The sequence below is a fragment of the Synechococcus sp. UW86 genome, assembly GCF_900474085.1.
Classification (GTDB): domain Bacteria; phylum Cyanobacteriota; class Cyanobacteriia; order PCC-6307; family Cyanobiaceae; genus Parasynechococcus.
The window spans coordinates 371,649-390,654 of sequence record NZ_UCNU01000009.1; the positions used below are offsets into that span (position 1 = coordinate 371,649).

22 protein-coding genes and 1 riboswitch are annotated in these 19,006 nt (G+C 62.8%); of the genes, 17 read left to right on the forward strand and 5 right to left on the reverse strand.

The window, feature by feature from the left end:
- The first annotated feature begins 11 nt into the window (after positions 1 to 11).
- Positions 12 to 968, forward strand: coding sequence for a carbohydrate kinase (locus tag DXY04_RS04285; protein WP_115161116.1), 957 nt, complete (start codon positions 12 to 14; stop codon positions 966 to 968).
- Here the strand turns inward: DXY04_RS04285 and tsaE are convergent.
- Complete coding sequence (tsaE, locus tag DXY04_RS04290) at positions 935 to 1,426, reverse strand: tRNA (adenosine(37)-N6)-threonylcarbamoyltransferase complex ATPase subunit type 1 TsaE (protein WP_115161276.1); 492 nt, start codon at positions 1,424 to 1,426, stop codon at positions 935 to 937. The two genes, DXY04_RS04285 and tsaE, sit on opposite strands and share 34 nt — an antisense overlap.
- Positions 1,427 to 1,456: 30 nt before the next feature.
- Between tsaE and ahcY the strand changes: the two genes are divergently transcribed.
- Together ahcY and DXY04_RS04300 are read left to right on the forward strand one after the other, a co-directional pair.
- Positions 1,457 to 2,887 (forward strand): adenosylhomocysteinase, encoded by a 1,431-nt coding sequence (gene ahcY / locus DXY04_RS04295; RefSeq protein ID WP_115161117.1) that lies wholly within the window; start codon positions 1,457 to 1,459, stop codon positions 2,885 to 2,887.
- 71 nt (positions 2,888 to 2,958) lie between these two features.
- Complete coding sequence (locus DXY04_RS04300) at positions 2,959 to 3,618, forward strand: DedA family protein (RefSeq protein ID WP_115161118.1); 660 nt, start codon at positions 2,959 to 2,961, stop codon at positions 3,616 to 3,618.
- 31 nt (positions 3,619 to 3,649) lie between these two features.
- Here DXY04_RS04300 and DXY04_RS04305 read toward each other — a convergent pair whose 3' ends face one another.
- The gene (locus DXY04_RS04305; protein WP_114988041.1) at positions 3,650 to 4,027 is read right to left on the reverse strand and encodes a single-stranded DNA-binding protein; all 378 of its coding nucleotides are present in this window, start codon (positions 4,025 to 4,027) and stop codon (positions 3,650 to 3,652) included.
- Between the two features lie 142 nt (positions 4,028 to 4,169).
- On the opposite strand from DXY04_RS04305, the gene DXY04_RS04310 reads away from it, so the two are divergent.
- From DXY04_RS04310 to DXY04_RS04340, 7 genes are all read left to right on the forward strand, one after another.
- Positions 4,170 to 5,222: a rod shape-determining protein gene (locus tag DXY04_RS04310; RefSeq protein WP_115161277.1), complete on the forward strand. Its 1,053-nt coding sequence runs from the start codon at positions 4,170 to 4,172 to the stop codon at positions 5,220 to 5,222.
- Positions 5,223 to 5,226: 4 nt separating this feature from the next.
- Positions 5,227 to 5,973 carry a rod shape-determining protein MreC gene (mreC, locus tag DXY04_RS04315; protein ID WP_115161119.1) on the forward strand — a complete coding sequence of 249 codons (747 nt, stop codon included), beginning with the start codon at positions 5,227 to 5,229 and terminating at the stop codon, positions 5,971 to 5,973.
- A 14-nt stretch (positions 5,974 to 5,987) separates the two neighbouring features.
- Complete coding sequence (locus DXY04_RS04320) at positions 5,988 to 6,497, forward strand: rod shape-determining protein MreD (RefSeq protein WP_115161120.1); 510 nt, start codon at positions 5,988 to 5,990, stop codon at positions 6,495 to 6,497.
- The gene (locus DXY04_RS04325) at positions 6,494 to 7,801 is read left to right on the forward strand and encodes a sugar ABC transporter substrate-binding protein (protein WP_115161121.1); all 1,308 of its coding nucleotides are present in this window, start codon (positions 6,494 to 6,496) and stop codon (positions 7,799 to 7,801) included. The genes DXY04_RS04320 and DXY04_RS04325 overlap by 4 nt, the downstream gene beginning before the upstream one ends.
- A 92-nt stretch (positions 7,802 to 7,893) precedes the next feature.
- Positions 7,894 to 8,655 (forward strand): response regulator transcription factor RpaB, encoded by a 762-nt coding sequence (gene rpaB / locus DXY04_RS04330; protein WP_115161122.1) that lies wholly within the window; start codon positions 7,894 to 7,896, stop codon positions 8,653 to 8,655.
- A 44-nt stretch (positions 8,656 to 8,699) separates the two neighbouring features.
- On the forward strand, positions 8,700 to 10,208 hold the full coding sequence (gene lysS, locus DXY04_RS04335) for a lysine--tRNA ligase (RefSeq protein WP_115161123.1): 1,509 nt from the start codon (positions 8,700 to 8,702) through the stop codon (positions 10,206 to 10,208).
- Positions 10,209 to 10,235: 27 nt separating this feature from the next.
- A complete protein-coding gene (locus DXY04_RS04340) occupies positions 10,236 to 10,499 on the forward strand; it encodes a hypothetical protein (protein ID WP_006851112.1) in 264 nt (87 codons plus the stop codon).
- Position 10,500: 1 nt separating this feature from the next.
- On the opposite strand, the gene DXY04_RS04345 is transcribed toward DXY04_RS04340, so the two are convergent.
- The gene (locus tag DXY04_RS04345) at positions 10,501 to 10,980 is read right to left on the reverse strand and encodes a hercynine metabolism protein (RefSeq protein ID WP_115161124.1); all 480 of its coding nucleotides are present in this window, start codon (positions 10,978 to 10,980) and stop codon (positions 10,501 to 10,503) included.
- Positions 10,977 to 11,210 (reverse strand): hercynine metabolism small protein, encoded by a 234-nt coding sequence (locus tag DXY04_RS04350; RefSeq protein WP_115161125.1) that lies wholly within the window; start codon positions 11,208 to 11,210, stop codon positions 10,977 to 10,979. Before DXY04_RS04350 ends, DXY04_RS04345 begins: the two co-directional genes overlap by 4 nt.
- A gap of 137 nt (positions 11,211 to 11,347) precedes the next feature.
- On the opposite strand from DXY04_RS04350, the gene DXY04_RS04355 reads away from it, so the two are divergent.
- Positions 11,348 to 13,075, forward strand: a complete 1,728-nt coding sequence (locus DXY04_RS04355; RefSeq protein WP_244278570.1) for a serine/threonine protein kinase — start codon at positions 11,348 to 11,350, stop codon at positions 13,073 to 13,075.
- On the opposite strand, the gene smpB is transcribed toward DXY04_RS04355, so the two are convergent.
- Complete coding sequence (smpB, locus tag DXY04_RS04360) at positions 13,069 to 13,569, reverse strand: SsrA-binding protein SmpB (protein WP_115009647.1); 501 nt, start codon at positions 13,567 to 13,569, stop codon at positions 13,069 to 13,071. The genes DXY04_RS04355 and smpB overlap by 7 nt on opposite strands.
- Before the next feature lie 50 nt (positions 13,570 to 13,619).
- Between smpB and ruvB the strand changes: the two genes are divergently transcribed.
- From ruvB to thiC, 6 genes are all read left to right on the forward strand, one after another.
- Entirely contained in the window at positions 13,620 to 14,666 is a 1,047-nt protein-coding gene (ruvB, locus tag DXY04_RS04365) for a Holliday junction branch migration DNA helicase RuvB (protein ID WP_115161127.1), read from the forward strand.
- A complete protein-coding gene (locus DXY04_RS04370; RefSeq protein WP_115161128.1) occupies positions 14,663 to 15,427 on the forward strand; it encodes a tetratricopeptide repeat protein in 765 nt (254 codons plus the stop codon). Before ruvB ends, DXY04_RS04370 begins: the two co-directional genes overlap by 4 nt.
- Position 15,428: 1 nt before the next feature.
- Complete coding sequence (locus tag DXY04_RS04375; protein ID WP_115161129.1) at positions 15,429 to 16,610, forward strand: amidohydrolase; 1,182 nt, start codon at positions 15,429 to 15,431, stop codon at positions 16,608 to 16,610.
- Positions 16,607 to 16,834: a DUF3188 domain-containing protein gene (locus tag DXY04_RS04380; protein ID WP_115161130.1), complete on the forward strand. Its 228-nt coding sequence runs from the start codon at positions 16,607 to 16,609 to the stop codon at positions 16,832 to 16,834. The genes DXY04_RS04375 and DXY04_RS04380 overlap by 4 nt, the downstream gene beginning before the upstream one ends.
- Positions 16,831 to 17,445 carry a HEAT repeat domain-containing protein gene (locus tag DXY04_RS04385; RefSeq protein WP_115161131.1) on the forward strand — a complete coding sequence of 205 codons (615 nt, stop codon included), beginning with the start codon at positions 16,831 to 16,833 and terminating at the stop codon, positions 17,443 to 17,445. Before DXY04_RS04380 ends, DXY04_RS04385 begins: the two co-directional genes overlap by 4 nt.
- Before the next feature lie 33 nt (positions 17,446 to 17,478).
- Positions 17,479 to 17,586, forward strand: a riboswitch (TPP riboswitch).
- 45 nt (positions 17,587 to 17,631) lie between these two features.
- Positions 17,632 to 19,002, forward strand: a complete 1,371-nt coding sequence (gene thiC, locus DXY04_RS04390) for a phosphomethylpyrimidine synthase ThiC (RefSeq protein WP_115161132.1) — start codon at positions 17,632 to 17,634, stop codon at positions 19,000 to 19,002.
- Positions 19,003 to 19,006: the final 4 nt, after the last annotated feature.

The window sequence follows — 19,006 nt, forward strand, 5'->3', positions numbered from 1 at the left end:
GATGCGGTCGGATGGCGCTTGGTTCCGTTGTCGTTTGTCTCGGTGAAGCCCTGATTGACCGGCTCGGTCCACCGGGTGGTGATCCGGCGGTGGATCGTCCGGTCGACGACCGTCTGGGAGGAGCGCCAGCGAATGTGGCCTCTGGCCTGGCCCGCTTGGGCACTCCCGTGGCCTTTGCCGGTCGACTGGGGCAGGACGCTATCGGTGAAGCCTTTTCCAGGTTGTTTGCTGAGCGTGGTGTCGACACCTCGCTCCTGCAGCGTGATGACGAGCGTCCAAGTCGCATTGTGCTGGTGCGCCGTGCGCGGGATGGGGAACGGCAGTTTCAGGGCTTTGACGGAGATCAGGGGGCCGGCTTTGCCGACCAGGCGTTGGAGCCGGTTGCCCTACCCCCGGCCCGATGGTTGTTGATTGGCACCCTTCCGTTGGCAGCACCAACGTCGGCTTCGGCTTTGTTGTCGGCCGTGCGCCAGGCCAGCAGCCAAGGCACGGCGATTGCCCTTGATGTGAACTGGCGCCCCACGTTCTGGGATGCCACCGCTGATCCCGCGGCGGGCCCGTCGGCTGCGGCGAAGGCTGCGATTGAACAGCTCCTGGACCAGGCGGCTCTGATCAAGCTGGCGCGGGAGGAAGCGCTCTGGTTGTTCAACACCGACGATCCCGGCGCGATCCAGCAGGCCTTGCCCCAGCGGCCGGATGTGGTGGTGACCGATGGCGCGGCCCCGGTGCGCTGGAAATTGGCTGACGACTCTGGTCAGCAGGTTGCCTTTCAGCCCCCCAGCGTCGTCGACACCACCGGTGCTGGTGATGCCTTCACGGCTGGGCTGTTGCACCGCTGGGCCGCCGCGCCCCAGGAGCGCATCCGTTTTGCGGCCGCCTGTGGTGCTCTGGTTTGCGGCGGAGCCGGTGGCATTGATCTCCAGCCCACGCAGGCTCAGGTGGAGGCCTTTCTTGGAGAGGTGAGCTGAGCGAGCCGCCCTTCGTCTTGATGGCGAAGCTCCAGGTGCCAGGCCTCGGTCAGATCGAGCCCCAGCCGTTCCGGCCACTCCACGGCCATCAACGCCCCGGTGGCGCTGGCTTCCTCCTCCTCCTGAAGAAACAGTTCATCGGCGGAGGCCGGTTGCTCCAGGCGATAGAGATCAAGGTGCACCAGCTGTGGTTCCCCCTGGGGGTAGTGCTGCGCCAGCGCAAAGGTGGGGCTGGTGATCGCTTCGCTGATCCCGAGGCCCTCGGCCAGGCCCTGCACCAACGATGTTTTGCCGGCTCCAAGGGGCCCGCTCAACAGCAGGATTGCTCCCGTTGGAAGCTCGCGCGCCAGCAATCGGCCCAGGGCCCGGGTGGTCTCAAGGGTCTCAAGAGCCCAGACATGCCCTGTAGAGTCCGGTTCAAGCGAGCCCGAAGCCTCGGCGTCTCTGCAGATATTCAACTCCACGATTCATTAGGGAGCACCCAAACCATGGTGGCAGCGCCCACGTCCCCGGCTGAGCTGAAGCTCGGCGTTGATTGCGTCATCGCCGATATCAATCAGGCCGATTTCGGCCGCAAGGAGCTCGACATCGCCGAGACCGAGATGCCCGGTCTGATGGCGTTGCGCGAGAAATACGGCAGCGAGAAGCCCCTCAAGGGCGCCCGCATCGCCGGCTCCCTGCACATGACGATTCAGACCGCGGTTCTGATCGAGACCCTGGTGGAGCTGGGCGCTGAAGTGCGCTGGGCTTCCTGCAACATCTTCTCCACCCAGGATCACGCTGCTGCGGCGATTGCTGCCAGGGGCATCCCTGTGTTTGCCGTCAAAGGCGAGACCCTCGAGGAGTACTGGGATTACACCCACCGCATCCTCGAGTGGGGTGACGGCGGCTCCCCCAACATGATCTTGGACGATGGCGGTGATGCCACCGGTCTGGTGATGCTGGGCAGCAAGGCCGAGCTGGACATCACCGTTCTGGACAACCCCGGCAACGAAGAGGAGACCTTCCTGTTCGCTTCGATAAAGAAAAAGCTGGCCCAGGACCCCAGCTTCTATTCGCGCACCAAGGCCCAGATCCAGGGCGTGACCGAGGAGACCACCACGGGTGTGGCGCGTCTCTACAAGATGCAGAAGAGTGGTGAACTGCCCTTCCCCGCCATCAACGTCAACGACTCGGTCACCAAGAGCAAGTTCGACAACCTCTACGGCTGCCGCGAGTCACTGGTGGACAGCATCAAGCGCGCCACCGATGTGATGGTGGCAGGCAAGCAGGCCCTGGTGATCGGCTACGGCGATGTGGGCAAGGGTTCCGCCCAGTCCCTGCGCGGCCTCGGTGCCACTGTCTGCATCGCCGAGGTTGATCCGATCTGCGCTCTGCAGGCCGCCATGGAGGGTTACCGCGTTGTTTGCCTAGAGGACGTGGTCGAAGACATGGACATCTTCGTCACCGCCACCGGCAACTACCAAGTGATCCGCAACGAGCACCTGGTGAAGATGAAGGACGAGGCCATCGTTTGCAACATCGGCCACTTCGATAACGAGATCGATGTCGCCTCCCTCAAGGAGTATGCGTGGGAGAACATCAAGCCGCAGGTGGACCACATCACCCTGCCCAGCGGCAACAAAATCATTCTGTTGGCGGAAGGCCGCCTGGTGAACCTGGGCTGCGCCACCGGCCACCCCAGCTTTGTGATGAGCAACTCCTTCACCAACCAGGTGTTGGCTCAAATCGAGCTGTTCACCAAGGGCGATGAGTACGCCAAGGAGGTGTATGTGCTGCCCAAGCATCTCGATGAGATGGTGGCTCGCCTTCACCTCGGTCGCATCGGCGCCAAGCTCACCGAGCTCAGCAAGGATCAGGCCGACTACATCAATGTGCCCGTGGAAGGTCCCTACAAGCCCGACCACTACCGCTACTGATCACGATCCTGCGGATCAGAATCTGATTCTCACGGCCCCATGGAAGACTTGCGCGATCAAGCGCAGTCTCCATGGGGCTTTCTGATCTGATTACACAGCTGCCGGAGTTGATCGGCCAGGCGGTGGAGGCGAACCAGTGGCTGGGCTACACCGCGATCTTCGCGGCGATGTTCCTTGAGAACTTGTTCCCGCCGATTCCGTCTGAGCTGATCATGCCCCTCGGGGGCTTTTATGTGCAGCAGGGTCAGCTGGATCTGGTGCCCGTGGTGCTGGCTGGTTTGCTGGGCACGGTGCTCGGTGCTCTGCCCTGGTACGGGATTGGTCGCTTGATCAATGATGAACGAATCGAAGCCTGGCTCCAGCGCCACGGGCGCTGGATCGGCATCAGTGCCGATGAGTTGGCCCGCAGCCGCCGCTGGTTCAGCCGCTACGGCACCGCCCTGGTGTTCTGGGGGCGTCTGGTGCCGGGGATTCGCACGCTGATCTCAGTCCCAGCCGGCATTGAAATGATGCCGATGGCGCCGTTTCTGGTCTGGACCACTGCTGGCAGTTTGATCTGGACAGCCCTGCTCACCGTGGCCGGCATGGTGCTTGGAGAGGGCTACAGCAATGTTGAGCTCTGGATTGATCCTGTTTCCAAGGCTGTGAAGGTGTTGCTGGTCCTGGCGGTGCTGGCCGGTGCGATCTGGTTGGGTCTGCGCATCTGGCGCCGGCGTCAGTCCTCCGACTGATCACCGGCGCCAGATGCGCAGGGAAGGAGGCTCAGAAGGGGATGTCCTCATCAGAGGCCTGGCCGCCGAAGCTGCCGGCAGCCTCCTGGTTGTCCCGTTTGGAGCCGAGCAGTTCGAGTCGATCCACACGGACCACGGGCTTGCTGCGCTCTTCGCCGCTGGCACGGTCGGTCCAGCGATCGAGCTTGAAGCTGCCGATGATGCCGAGCAAGGAGCCTTTCTTCACGTAGTCCGCAGCAACCTGGGCCTGCTTGCCCCAGATCTCGAGGTTGAACCAGTCGGGTTCATCGTCACGGCTGCGACGGTTCACCGCCATGGTGAGGTTGGCCACCATGCTGCCGGACTCGAAGTAACGCACTTCGGGATCGCGGCCGGCACGGCCGACGAGGGTGACGGAATTAACGCCCATAGACAATTCATCTCCTGAATTTTGGTTCATGATGCGGCACCGGTTGGGTGACTGCTCTTAAGGAGTTCCACCCAAGCCGCTGGGTGTAACAGGCAACCGCTGAGAACGCCCCTATGATCCGGCGGTCATGGCTGCGGTGTCTGTGTTCTTTCGTCGTTTCCAGTTGTCGCGCGACATCGGCATCGACCTGGGCACCGCCAACACCCTGATCTACGTTTCCGGCCGGGGAATCGTGCTGCAGGAGCCGTCAGTGGTGGCTCTTGATCTCGAGCGTGGCACCACCATGGCCGTGGGCGATGAAGCCAAATTGATGCTCGGTCGCACCCCGGGAAACATCCGGGCCGTTCGTCCGCTGCGTGATGGGGTGATCGCGGATTTCGATGCCGCTGAGCAAATGCTCAAAACCTTCATCACCAAGGGCAATGAGGGCCGCGGCATCATGGCCCCTCGTCTGGTGGTGGGCATCCCCAGTGGCGTCACCGGTGTTGAGCGTCGCGCCGTCCGCGAAGCCGGCATGGCTGGGGCGCGCGAGGTTCACCTGATTGATGAACCGGTGGCAGCGGCCATCGGTGCGGGCCTTCCGGTCACTGAGCCCGTCGGAACAATGATTGTCGACATTGGTGGTGGCACCACTGAGGTGGCGGTGCTGAGCCTCGGTGGAACGGTGCTGAGTGAATCCGTTCGCGTTGCCGGCGATGAGATCAGCGACTCCATCAGTGTTTACCTGAAAAAGGTTCACAACATGGTGGTGGGCGAGCGCACGGCCGAGGAGATCAAGATCCGCATCGGCTCCGCCTTCCCCGACGACGAGTTCGATCAGCAGTCCATGGATGTGCGCGGTCTGCACCTGCTTTCCGGTTTGCCGCGCACCATCAATCTCAAGGCCGGTGATCTGCGGGAAGCGATTGCGGAGCCGCTCAACGTGATTGTGGAAGCGGTGAAACGCACCCTGGAGCGCACACCCCCTGAGTTGGCGGCCGACATCGTGGATCGCGGCATCATGCTGGCGGGTGGTGGTGCGTTAGTCCGAGGCATCACCGACCTGATCAGCCATGAGACCGGCATCTTTGTGCACATCGCCGAAGACCCCCTGCTCTGTGTGGTGAACGGTTGCGGCCAGGTCTTGGAGGACTGGAAACGCCTGCAGCGGGTGGTCGACACCCCGGAATTCGTCCGCGCCGCGGCAGGCGTCTGAAGTCATGGCCCCGATGCTCCGTCCCGGCAAGAGCCGCTGGCGCGGATTGGGGCAACTCACCCCCTGGCTGCTGCTTGTGGCCGGGCTGTTGATGGTGCGTCTGAGCAAGGGCGCTGGTTTCAGCGATGCCTATGCCCTGCTCAGCCGTCCGTTCTGGCCCGGGTCTGCCCAGCGGGAATGGGTAATGGCTGCAGCGGATTTGGAGGAGCGCTCTCGCCTGCAGCTTCTGGAAGAGGACAACCGGCGCTTGCGCGCTTTGCTGGAGCTACAGCAACAAGTATCAGCGCAAGGAAACGTTTCCGCTGCCGTGATCTCCCGCTCGCCGCGGGGCTGGTGGCAGCAATTGCAGCTGGGCAAGGGCTCGCTGCAGGGCATCGGTCGGAGCGATGCGGTTCTTGGCCCCGGCGGTTTGGTGGGCCGCATCGACAGTGTGACCCCCGCCACGGCGCGGGTGAAGTTGCTCACCGCCCCGGGCCATGAGATCGGCGTCTGGCTGCCCCGCAGCCGCCGCCATGGGTTGCTGGTGGGCCGCGGCAACAGCCGTCTGTCGCTTCGTTTCATCGACAAGGACCCCGACGTGCGGCCCGGGGATCTTGTGGCCACGTCCCCGGCCAGCACCCTGTTGCCCCCCAACGTGCCGGTGGGGGTGATCCAGTCGGTGGATGAACAGGCTGTTCCTGCACCCGTAGCGGTGGTGCAGTTGATCGCAGCACCGGAGACGATCGACTGGGTGCAGGTGCAGACCCGTTGAGATGAACCACTGACATGACGCGTCTGCACCGACAACCGATCTGTGTGACCTCAGCTTTGGTGGTGCCGTTTCTGGCCTTGGCGTCGCCGCCTTGGTTGGCCATCGATGGGGTTGGTCCCGCCTGGGCTGTGCTCTGGCTGTTGCCCTGGGCTCTCGTGGATGGTCCGGTGTCGGGGGCGTTGTCGGGCGTGGCTTTGGGGCTGGTGCTGGATGGTCTCAATCTGGGCGGTGTCAGTCAGGTGCCGGTGCTGCTGCTGCTTGGCTGGTGGTGGGGACGGCTGGGGCGGCGTGCAGCCCCGATTCAACGCAGCCTGAATCTGGGTTTGTTGGCCTGGCTCGGGTCCGTGGGTCTTGGTTGTTCGTTGATCCTTCAGCTCTGGTGGCGTCAAGGCGGAGTGTTGGATCCCCTCACCCAGAGCTGGGGCCTGCAGACGCTCTGGTGCCAGGCCCTGGTGACGGGTTTGCTGGCGCCTGTGTTGGTGTCGTTGCAGTTGCTGCTCTGGCGCAGGAGGGTTCCCTCATGAGGCTGACGCGTCGGGATCTGCTGCTGGGGACAGCGGCCATGGGGTTGGCGGCTTGCGGCCCGAGGACCCTACAGACCAGGGCCTTGGAGTTATGGACTCTGCAATTGGCTCCCAAGTTCAACCCCTATTTCGCCGATGTTCTGGGGGCTTGGGGCGGCCTCCATCCCGATGCGCCCGTGCGTTGGACGGATCTGCCCTGGGGGTCCGTGGAACGCAAGTTGCTGGCGGCGGTGTTTGCGCGCACGGCCCCGGATGTGGTGAACCTCAATCCGCCCTTCGCAGCCAATCTGGCCAGCAAGGGGGGACTGGCCGACTTGACCCCGCTGCTGCCGGCTGATGCCGCTGGCCGCTATCTGCCCTCGGTGTGGCACGCCTGCCGTGACCCCGATGTCGGGCAGATCGCTGTGCCCTGGTACCTCACGGTGCGGCTGAGTCTGGTGAATAGGTCGCTGTTGGATCAAGCCGGCATTGCTGCTCCGCCCACCCGCTGGGATCAGGTGCCGGCCTTCGCCCGTCGGATCCGCGAGCGCACGGGCCGTTACGGCCTTTTCCTCACCACCGTTCCGGATGACTCGGCTGAGCTCCTGGAAACCCTGGTGCAGATGGGAGTGACCCTGCTGGATTCCCAACGCAGGGCTGCCTTCGACAGTCCTGCGGGGCGCCGGGCCTTTCGTTTCTGGAGTGATCTCTACCGGGAGGGGCTGTTGCCCCGGGAGGTGGTGAGTCAGGGGCAACGACGGGCGATCGAGTTGTTCCAGAGTGGTGATCTGGCCCTGGCGGCCACGGGGGCAGAATTCCTGCGCAGCATTCAGACCAATGCGCCAGGGGTGGCCGCGGTGACGGAGCCCCATCCTCCGGTGACCGGTGCAGATGGCACAGCCAATGTGGCCCTGATGACGTTGGCGGTGCCGCGTCAGAGCCAGCGAACCCAAGAAGCCGTGGATCTGGCGCTGTTTCTGACCAATGCTGATCAACAGGCGCGCTTCGCGGCTGAGGCCCGGGTGCTGCCGTCGTCGTTGGAGGCCTTGGCCCGGGTGCGTGAAGCGTTGGAGCAGGAGGAGCCCTCGACCACCGCGGAGCGCCAGATTCGCCAGGCCCGTTTGTTGTCGGCCAGCACGTTGGACCGGGCCCGGGTGTTGGTGCCGGCGCTGCCGGGGATCAAGCGCTTGCAGAAGATCCTCTACACCCAGATGCAGCGGGCGATGTTGGCTCAGATCAGCCCTGAGCAGGCATTAACAGCTGCGGCGTCGGAATGGAACCGTTACGCCCGTTCGCGCTGGCCTGAGGTCGCCGGCAATTCTTAAAACAATCAGTAAACCGGCTGCGCGCCAGGGTGTTTGCGTCGGTGTCCAGGCCCTGACCAGTAAGGTTGCAACTCGTTAAGGGTTTGATTCGGATGACGGGCGAACTGCCCTCACAACCGAAAGCGGCCATTCTTGTCGTTGATGACGAGGCTGCAGTTCGGCGCGTCTTGGTGATGCGCCTGCAGCTGTCGGGCTACCGCGTCATCTGTGCCGAGGACGGTGAGCAGGCCCTGGAAATGTTCCACAACGAGTCCCCCGACCTGGTGGTGCTCGACGTGATGCTGCCCAAGCTGGATGGCTTTGCTGTCTGCCGCCGCCTGCGGGCAGAATCCTGCGTGCCGATCATTTTCCTCTCCGCGGTTGAAGCGATCTCGGAGCGGGTGGCTGGTCTGGATCTGGGCGCCGACGACTACCTGCCCAAGCCCTTCAGCCCCAAAGAACTCGAGGCACGCATTGCCACGATTCTGCGCCGGGTGGGCCGGGGTAATGCGGTTGTTGAAAGCCGCGAACTTCCCACAGGACAGGGTGTTTTGCGTCTGGGCGATCTGGTGGTGGACACCAACCGACGCCAGGTCACCCGTGGATCGGAGCGCATCAACCTCACTTATACGGAGTTCAGCCTGCTGGAGTTGCTGTTCCGCGATCCCGGCCATGTGGTGCCACGGGCTGAAATCCTGGAGCAGCTCTGGGGTTATCCCCCTCGCCGTGCCGCCGATCTGCGCGTGGTGGATGTCTATGTGGCGCGTTTGCGAGGAAAACTGGAGCCTGACCCACGCAACCCCGAGCTGATCCTCACGGTGCGAGGCATTGGTTACGCCTCCCAGCGCATGGGCGAAGCCTCCGCTGCCGGTTGATCAACCCGCGGGCGGGCAGGATGGCGCCCGACTGAACTGCTGCTGTGTCTGAGCTGCGCGACACCCGTCTGGAAAAAGCCAAGACCTTGGAAGAGCTGGGGCAGGGCCCCTATGCCCTCACCTTCAGTCCCAGCCACCGCATGGCTGAGCTGCAGGAGACCCATGCCGATCTGCCCAAGGGGGAAGAGCGGGATGTCAGCGTTTCCGTGGCGGGACGGGTGATGACCCGCCGGGTGATGGGAAAGCTGGCCTTTTTCACCTTGGCTGATGAGACGGGTTCCATCCAGCTGTTTCTGGAGAAGGCGGGTCTGGAGGCCCAGCAGGAGGGCTGGTTCAAACAGATCACCTCGCTGGTGGACAGTGGCGACTGGCTTGGGGTGAGCGGCACCCTGCGTCGCACCGACCGTGGCGAGCTATCGGTGAAGGTGAGCGACTGGCGCATGCTCACCAAGGCGCTGCAGCCCCTTCCCGACAAGTGGCATGGATTGGCCGACGTAGAGAAGCGCTACCGCCAGCGCTATCTGGATCTGGTGGTCTCCCCCGATAGCCGTGAGACCTTCCGGCGCCGGGCCCGCCTGGTGAGCGGCATTCGCCGCTGGCTCGATCAGCGGGACTTTCTCGAGATCGAGACCCCCGTGCTGCAGAGCGAACCCGGTGGTGCAGATGCTCGGCCGTTCGAGACCCACCACAACGCTCTCGACCTGCCCCTCACCCTGCGGATTGCGACGGAACTGCACCTGAAGCGCCTGGTGGTTGGTGGCTTTGAGCGGGTGTATGAGCTTGGCCGGATCTTCCGCAATGAAGGGGTCAGCACCCGCCATAACCCCGAGTTCACCTCGGTTGAGATTTATCAGGCCTACAGCGATTACCTCGGGATGATGGAGCTCACCGAGCAGATGGTCAGCGCGGTGTGCCAGGAGGTCTGCGGCACGACCACCATCACCTATCAGGGCACTGAGATCAATCTCTCTCCGCCGTGGCGGCGCGCCACGATGCACGAGCTCGTGCAGGATGCGACGGGGCTTGATTTCAACAGCTTCAGCAGCCGGGAGGAGGCGGCTGCGGCGATGACCGCCAAGGGCATGCATGCGCCTGAGTTGGCCGACTCGGTGGGCCGTCTGCTCAATGAGGCCTTTGAGCAAGCGGTGGAGACAACCCTGATTCAACCCACCTTTGTCACCGATTACCCGGTGGAGATTTCGCCCCTGGCCCGGCCCCATCGCAGCAAGCCCGGCTTGGTGGAACGCTTTGAGTTGTTCATCGTCGGCCGTGAGCACGCCAATGCCTTCAGTGAGCTCACCGATCCCGTCGATCAACGCCAGCGCCTTGAGGCCCAGCAGGCGCGCAAGGCGGCGGGTGATTTGGAGGCCCAGGGGTTGGACGAGGATTTCGTCACCGCCCTGGAGGTGGGCATGCCCCCCACCGGAGGTTTGGGCATCGGTATTGACCGGCTGGTGATGCTGCTCACCGACAGCCCTTCAATTCGGGACGTGATCGCCTTCCCGCTCTTGCGGCCGGAGTCACGCAAGGGAGAACCACCCTCAGTGGAATAATAGGAGGAGTGGCATGGTCCTATCCCCATGAGTGGAGAACGCGTCGGGTTTCGCTTCAAGCACGCTGATGCCGTGGTCAAGCGGAATCCCCAGGGCCGTTCCCGCCGGGGATGGGTGATGGAGCCGGTGGAGCAGACCACCAGCCGTGGCACCAAAATGCCTGCGTACCGCATCCGCTGGCGCGACAGTGAGCGCCCGGAAATCGTGCTGCAGCACATGCTGATTGCGGATCCGGATCCCACACCTCCGCCCGAGGGTGTCAGCCTTGAGCCCCCCGCTCCCAAGGCCTGATCTAACTCAGCCCAGCGTCTCGGCGCAGCTGCTCAAGCTCCTGTTCCGCTTCAAATAACGCCCAGTCCTTCTCCAGTTTCGAGGGACTGGGCGTTTGCTTTTGCTGTTGAAGCTCCTGCAACTGCCGCTCCACCTCGTTGAAGCGGCGTCCCAGATCCTCCAGGTCGGCCCAGAGGGTGCGGCCCTGGTTCATCAGGCTGGTGAGATGTTGTTCGGCGCGCCCGGCTAGATCGGCTGCGCCGGCTGCCCCGGCCCGCTCCACCCGGCTGCGCCAGGCCCGTACGTCCTCGGCCAGTCTCAGCAGCTGCTGGCGTTGCTGCTTCGCTTCGTCCTGCAGTTGCTGACGTTGCCGTTGCAGGGCTGCGGCCCGATCCTTCAGGTGCTGTTCGCTGAACAGGTGCTCCTGGACGGGGTTGTTGCGCAGGAAGGCAGAAAGCCGGGCATCCAGCTCCCGCTCCAACTGCTCCAGCCAGCTGCTCATGCCTCGCCTGGGGTGGTGATCACCGGTTTTTCAATCTCTTTCTCCAGGGGCTCGATCGCTGCTGTTTTGGAGTTGAGGATCATCTGGGTGAGCTGGGCCGCTTTCACTTCTCCCACTTCACCTTCCAATTCCCCAAGGCGATCGAAGGCGGCCATGTACACCGCTTCCAGGTCTTGGATCAGCTGTTCGCGCTGCCGCTTGATCGCCTGACGCCGTACGTCTGATTTCATGCCGCCTGAGCTCCTGGGCTCCGTCTGTTGGATAAGTCTGTGGGTTCAGTTTGCCGGCATAAGCAGATGCAGAGAGATCTGCTGGTGTAGATCGGTCCAGCAGCACGGGCCCGATCCATCCTTCGCGGCCCTAGGGGGTGCCGCAAACCATCGGTACCATCAACCCGTCGATGTGGCTGAATCCCTTGAGCGGTTCCGGCACAGTGCTGTTGCAGCGTTACCGCCTGGAGGAGCGCCTGAGCGGGCCCGACCCGCTGCGTGGTTCCCTCTGGCGTGCGGTGGATGTGATGGCTGGCGATTGCCCTGTAGCGCTACGTCAGCTGAACGACTTGCCCAGCCAAGAGCCTTTCCGTCAGCGTTGGGAGGTTTTGCAGACGATCGGGTCGCATCAGTTGCCTCGCTTTGGTCAGTTGCTTGATCTGGAGGATGGTTTGTGGGCCGTTCGCGACTGGATCGAAGGCAGCAGCCTCGCTTCGCTTCAACAGCAACGCGCGCGACGCCAGATGGTTTTCAGCGCTGGCGAAGTGCTGCTGCTGCTGAGGCAGGTCTTACCAGTCTTGGGAGCACTTCATTCCGATGACCTGGTGCATGGGCACATCAGTCTTCAAAACCTGTGGCGCCGCACCAGTGATGGATTGCCGGTTGTATTGAACGGCGAGCTTGTTCCCGCTGAAGACGCTGCCGGCTGGATGGATGTACGGGATTTGGCCGTTTCAGCCGTGGCCTTGTTGACGGGCCAGACGTCCAATCCCCCGTCAAGTCTCGAAAGGCTGGGGCTGGATCGCGCTTATCAAGCTGTGCTCGAGCGGTTGCTTACGGAGGATCCGAACCGTCGCTTCCCTGATGCTGCAAGTGCCCAGGAGGCCTTGCAGCAGCTGGCGATGCCTGAACAAACCGGTCTGATCGAGAAGCCAATTGCTGCATCGGGACGGTTCACTGCGATGGCTCCCTCCTCAACATCCCCGCGTCAGAAGCGAGCGATGGCTCGCGAGCAGGGAGCGGAGGGGCGTCTCTGGCCCGTGGTGATCGCCTTGGCCCTGTCGGCATTGGTGGGTTCCGCCATCGGTTGGTTCCTGCTTCCGCGCACGTCCACTGCAGACAGGATTCCTCGCTCCAGCAGGGATGGGGCTATAGCGGCCGTTAGTCCGCCGCCAGAGGAGTTGGATCAACGCGAGCAGCTGTTCAGCCGCTTGCGGGCCCTTCAGGTGGATCGCAGTTGGTTTACCGGACTTGTGGATGCCAGCCTGCTCAGTATGAAGGCGCTGGAGAGTGCTCCGCTCCGTAGGAGCTGGACCGAGCTGGCAGAGCAATGGTTGGCCCGGATTGAGCAGGTGCCGCCGGCGATCCGTGTCCGATTGGGTCGTCTAGGCGATGGAGACTGGGAGCAGCTGCGGCAGGCGCTGCAGCTGCAGGGTGTTCATCCGAAGGTTGTGGAGCATCTGGTGAGTGCTGGGGCCCAGGATCTGCTGCCGGGGTCCATGCAGGGCCGGAAACCTGCCGAACCCTTTCGTCAGCTCTGGATTGCAGCGGCCATGCAAAGCCTCGATGACGTCGTGATCGAGCGGCTCAAAGCGCGCCCCCTGAAACCCACCAATACGTCGTTGCGCATCCCTGCCGGGGGCGCGCGTTTGGTGCTGGTGGAGGTGTCGGCAGGTGATGCCGTGGCTCTGGGCATCAACGGCACACCACTGATGCAGATGATGGTGTTCGGCGTTAATGGGCAGGTGGAGGAGGAGCGTGGTCCCCTGCGGGTGGCTCGGATTGCACCGGAAGCGGGCTCGCCGCTTCAGATTTTGGTTATTAATCAAGGGGTCTCCTCGGGTCTGTTCACCCTGTCCTGTCGGTCGGAGCCGCTCGGTCAGTAGCGCTCCATCGCCGCTTTCACATCCTTCTTGGATTGCTTCTCTTTTTCAGCAGCGCGCTTGTCGTGCAACTTGCGGCCTTTGCCTAGGCCGATGGTGAGCTTGATCCAGGACCCCTTTAGGTGAATGTTGAGGGGGATTAGCGTCAGGCCTTTTTGATCCACCAAACCGCGCAGCTTGTCGATCTCACGGCGATGGGCAAGCAGTTTGCGAGTGCGAAGCGGGTCGTGGTTGAAGTAGCTGCCTGCGTGGGTGTGCGGTGAGATGTGCACGTTGTGCAACTGCAGTTCCCCATTGCGGATCAGGCAGAAGCCATCGCGCAGGTTGGCTTTGCCGTTGCGGATCGACTTCACCTCTGTTCCCACCAGCTCGATGCCGGTTTCCAGGGTTTCGAGGATTTCGTACTGGTGCCGGGCCTGCCGGTTGTCCGCCAGCATCCGGTTGGCGGCGGCCCGTGCTGCAGCTGCGGCTGCTTTTTTCGCTCCTCCCTTGGCCATGGCTGCAACTGCGTCTTCCGACCCTATCCAGGTCTGGGTACCCTGCCCGCATGGCGATTGTCTCTTCCAGCTCCGGTCGCAAGCCATCACGCCGCCCTGAAGCGCTGGTGGACCCCCAGCCGGCACCTGAAGAGGTGGTCAGTCGGCCGGAAGACAAGCTGCGGCCCCAGCGCCTGGACGACTACATCGGCCAGACCGAGCTCAAGCAAGTGCTGGGCATTGCTGTGGAAGCGGCTCAGAGCCGCGGCGATGCCCTGGATCATGTGCTGCTCCATGGCCCGCCGGGCCTGGGCAAAACCACTATGGCCATGGTGTTGGCTCAAGAAATGGGGGTGCAGTGCAAGGTCACCAGTGCACCAGCCCTGGAACGCCCGCGCGACATCGTTGGGTTGTTGGTCAACCTGCAGTCTCGCGATCTGCTGTTCATTGACGAGATTCATCGCCTCAGTCGCGTGGCAGAGGAGCTGCTCTATCCGGCGATGGAAGACCGTCGACTCGATCTCACTGTGGGCAAGGGCAGCACGGCACGGACCCGTTCCCTCGATTTGCCGCCCTTCACTCTGGTTGGGGCCACCACCCGCGCCGGATCGCTGAGCTCACCGCTGCGTGATCGGTTCGGTCTGATCCAGCGGTTGGAGTTTTACGGCCAGGACGACCTTGAAGCGATCGTGGAGCGAACCGCGGGGTTGATCGGGGTCACACTCACAGCGCAGGCCTGCAGCAGCATTGCGGCTTCCTGTCGTGGTACGCCCCGGATTGCTAACCGCCTGCTGCGCCGTGTGCGGGATGTGGCCAGCGTTCGTGGCGGTAACGGTGGAGCCATTGATCAGGCCCTCGTCGGAGAGGCCCTGAGCCTGCACCGCGTTGATCATCGCGGCCTCGATGCCAGCGATCGGCGCTTGCTGCAGCTGTTGATCGAAAACCATGGTGGCGGCCCGGTGGGCCTCGAGACCCTGGCGGCGGCCCTCGGCGATGACCCGGTGACTCTGGAGACCGTGGTGGAGCCGTTTTTGCTGCAGCAGGGTTTGCTGATGCGCACTCCCCGTGGCCGGATGGTCACGGATAAAGCCCGCAGTCATCTGGCGGAGGCGGCATGAATCTGATTCTGGTGCTGCTGCTGAGCTTGGTGCTGGCGCTGCCGGCGCAGGCCCTGGATCTCCAAGGGCTCTACGAGCAGGCGCTAACGGCAAGCCGTCAGGGGGATTTTGTTGAGGCGCTGCCACTGTGGGATCGCTTTCTGGAGCAGGCCCCAGACGATGCAGCAGCACTGAGCAACCGCGGTAATGTGCGTTTGGCTCTTGGGGATGCTTCTGGGGCGGTAGACGACCAGAGCGCTTCGATGGCTTTGGCGCCGCTGGAAAGTGATCCTCACCTGAATCGGGGCACGGCGGAGGAAGCCCTTCAGGACTGGTCTGCTGCGGCTGAGGACTATCTCTGGATCCTGGAGCGCGATCCGCAGGATGCCTCAGCCCTCTACAACCTGGCCAATGTGCGTGGCTCGCAAGGGGACTGGCCTCAGGCCCGTGAGCTATATGGCCAGGCAGCCCTCGCCCGCCCCGGCTTCGCCATGGCCCGCTCCAGCGAGGCCCTCGCGGCCTGGCAAGCGGGAGATCTCGATTGGGCGGAGGCGGAATTGCGCAAACTGATTCGCCGCTATCCCTTGTTCGCCGACGCTCGGGCGGCCCTCAGCGGCCTGCTCTGGCGGGAAGGATCCAGTGGTGAAGCCGAAAGCCACTGGGCTGCGGCGGCCGGACTGGATCAGCGTTACCGCCAGGCCGACTGGCTGGAGCAGGTGCGCCGCTGGCCACCGCAGCCGACGGCGGATCTGATGGCGTTCCTGGCCTTGGAGGCGTCCTGAGATGACCCAAGCGGTGTCCCTGTCCGATCGACTCAGCCGGGAGCTTCCTGAGCTGCTCGAGTTGCGCCGGTATTTGCATGCTCACCCTGAACTCAGCGGTGAGGAACACCAGACCGCCGCCCTGGTGGCCGGTGAGTTGCGTCAGCTGGGTTGGCGCGTCCGTGAGGGAGTTGGCCGCACGGGTGTGGTGGCGGAGTTGGGGCCGGATTACGGCCCCACGGTGGGCTTACGGGTGGACATGGATGCCTTGCCGGTGGAGGAGCGCACCGGGCTGAGCTATGCCTCCACCCGGCAGGGTCTGATGCACGCCTGTGGTCACGACTTGCACACCTGCACAGGCCTGGGGGTGGCGCGGTTGCTGGCCCAGGAGCCGGCTTTGGCAGCCCGGGTGCGCTTGCTGTTTCAACCGGCTGAAGAGTTGGCCCAGGGGGCGGTGTGGATGCGGGATGCGGGAGCGGTGGAGGGCCTCGATGCGTTGTATGGCGTGCATGTGGTGCCAAACCTTCCGGTGGGCACCGTGGGGATCCGGCGGGGCTGTCTCACGGCGGCGGCCGGTGAGCTGGAAATCCTGGTACAGGGAGAGGGCGGCCATGGTGCCCGTCCCCATCAGTCGGTGGATGCTGTTTGGCTGGCTGCTCGGGTGATCACGGAGCTTCAGCAGACCATCGCCCGCCGCTTGGATGCGTTGCAGCCGGTGGTGATCAGTTTCGGCAAGGTGGAGGGTGGTCACGCCTTCAACGTGATTGCCGATCGGGTGCGTTTGCTGGGCACGGTGCGCTGTTTGGATCTGCAGCAGCACGCCCAGCTGCCGGACTGGATCGATGAGACGGTGCAGGGGATCTGTGCCAGTGGCGGGGGTACGGCTGTGGTGAATTACCGCTGCATTGCACCACCGGTGCACAACGACCCGCAGCTCACAACCTTGCTCGAACGTTGTGCAGTGGATTGTCTGGGCCGCGACAAGGTGCTCCCCGTGGAGCAACCCTCCCTGGGGGCCGAAGACTTTGCTGAGCTGCTTCTAGATGTGCCGGGAATGATGGTTCGGCTTGGGGTGGCTGGCGCTGAGGGATGTGCGCCGCTGCACAACGGGGCCTTCGCCCTTGAGGAGGATGCCCTGGGCGTCGGTATTGCAGTGCTTACAGCCACCGTGCTGGCGTGGATCACGGAGAACACCTCGGCATGAACCAACGTCGTGCGGTGATCTGGGCTTCACTCGGAGCTCCGTTGCTGATCTTGCTCGCATTGCTGGCCACCAACCAGCGCCAGGGTAAGGACCGGGTGCAGGTGTTGCCCGCCGTGCTGGTGGGTTCGGGTTTGATCATCAGCAGCGCTCTCGGTCGGCAGCGCCGCCGCGCCAGGCTGTTGGCCGATCTTCAACGGGCGCGCACCCCTGGCAGCAACCCATGAGCGAGACCGATCCGCAACGTCCTGATCTCGAGCAGGTCCGCCAGGCCATTGCCAGTGGGGATCCGGTTCAGGCGATGCCGGCGATCACAAAGCTCCGCCATTGCTCGGACGCCGAGGCGGTGCCGTTGCTGGTGCTGGGCACGGAGCAGAAGCCTTTTCTGGTGCGTTCCTTGAGCTGCAGTGGATTGGGCTACAAGCGCACCGAACAGGGCTGGACAGTGCTGAGTGCGTTGATCACTGCCGATGAAGACCCCAATGTGCGGGCCGAGGCAGCCAATGCTCTGTCCAGCTACGGAGTGGAGCGGGCATGGCCCTTGCTGCGGTCGGCCTTTGAAGCGGATGCCGCCTGGCTGGTGCGTTGCAGCATCCTGTCCGCTCTGGCGGAACAGCCCGACATTGATCTGGGTTGGTTGCTGGAGTTGGCAACCATGGCGATCGCCGATGCCGATGGCACAGTGCGGGTGAGTGGAGCAGAAATTCTCAGTCGGATTGTTCGGGAGGGTTTCAAGCAACCCATTGGTGAGCAGGCAAGAACCCTGCTTCAGCCGCTTCAGCAGGACGGCGACCACCGTGTGGTGGCGGCGGCACTGAACGGGTTGCAGCAGAGTTGAGCGTCCCCCCTTGCGGGACTCTTGCTAGTTTTTGATCACCACTAGGGGTGTCTGGGTTTCTTCACAGTGCCTGGACTGAGATCACACCCTCCGAACCTGATTCCGGTTCATACCGGCGAAGGGAAGTGTTGAGCGTGATCTGCGACTACTCAGTCGACCTCTGGGCACCTCGTTGCTTCTTAGATCATGCGCGCTACCTGGGTTGAATCTCGTAAGGGCCAGGCAAACGTTTCTCAGATGCATTACGCCCGACAGGGGGTGATCACCGAGGAGATGGTCCATGTGGCCAAGAGAGAGAACCTGCCGGAATCACTGATCATGGAAGAGGTGGCCCGGGGCCGCATGATCATTCCGGCGAATATCAACCACTCCAACCTTGAGCCGATGGCGATCGGCATCGCCAGCAAGTGCAAGGTGAACGCCAACATCGGCGCCTCTCCCAACGCCTCCGACGCGGCTGAAGAGGTCAAGAAGCTGAAGTTGGCTGTGAAGTACGGCGCCGACACGGTGATGGATCTCTCCACTGGTGGCGTCAACCTCGATGAGGTGCGCACGGCGATCATCGACGCTTCACCGGTTCCGATCGGAACAGTGCCCGTTTATCAGGCGTTGGAGAGCGTGCATGGTTCGATCGAGAAGCTGGATGAGGATGATTTCCTACACATCATCGAGAAGCACTGCCAGCAGGGCGTCGATTACCAGACCATCCACGCCGGCCTCTTGATTGAGCATCTGCCCAAGGTGAAGGGCCGCATCACTGGCATTGTCAGCCGAGGTGGTGGCATCTTGGCCCAGTGGATGCTCTACCACCATCGTCAGAATCCGCTGTACACACGCTTCGATGACATCTGCGAGATTTTCAAGCGTTACGACTGCACCTTTTCACTAGGTGATTCCCTCCGTCCCGGTTGTCAGCACGATGCCTCGGACGCTGCTCAACTGGCTGAACTTCACACCCTTGGCGAATTAACCCGTCGTGCTTGGAAGCATGACGTTCAGGTCATGGTAGAGGGACCTGGACATGTTCCTCTCGATCAGATTGAGTTCAACGTCAAGAAGCAAATGGAAGAGTGCAGTGAAGCTCCCTTCTACGTGCTTGGACCTCTGGTGACGGATATCGCTCCGGGCTATGACCACATCACCTCTGCGATAGGTGCTGCCATGGCGGGTTGGCATGGAACGGCGATGCTTTGCTATGTCACTCCGAAAGAGCACCTGGGTCTGCCCAATGCTGAGGATGTGCGCGAAGGTTTGATCGCTTACAAGATCGCTGCTCATGCGGCTGACATTGCCCGTCATCGTCCGGGTGCACGCGATCGGGATGATGAACTCAGCAGGGCTCGTTACAACTTTGATTGGAACAAGCAGTTTGAGCTTTCACTTGATCCTGAGCGGGCCAAGGAGTACCACGACGAAACTCTTCCGGCCGATATCTACAAGCAAGCGGAATTCTGTTCGATGTGTGGACCTAAGCATTGCCCGATGCAAACTAAAATAACCGATCAAGATTTAGAAAAGCTTGAGGCAAGGCTGACAGTGAATTCCTCTAAAATTTAAATAT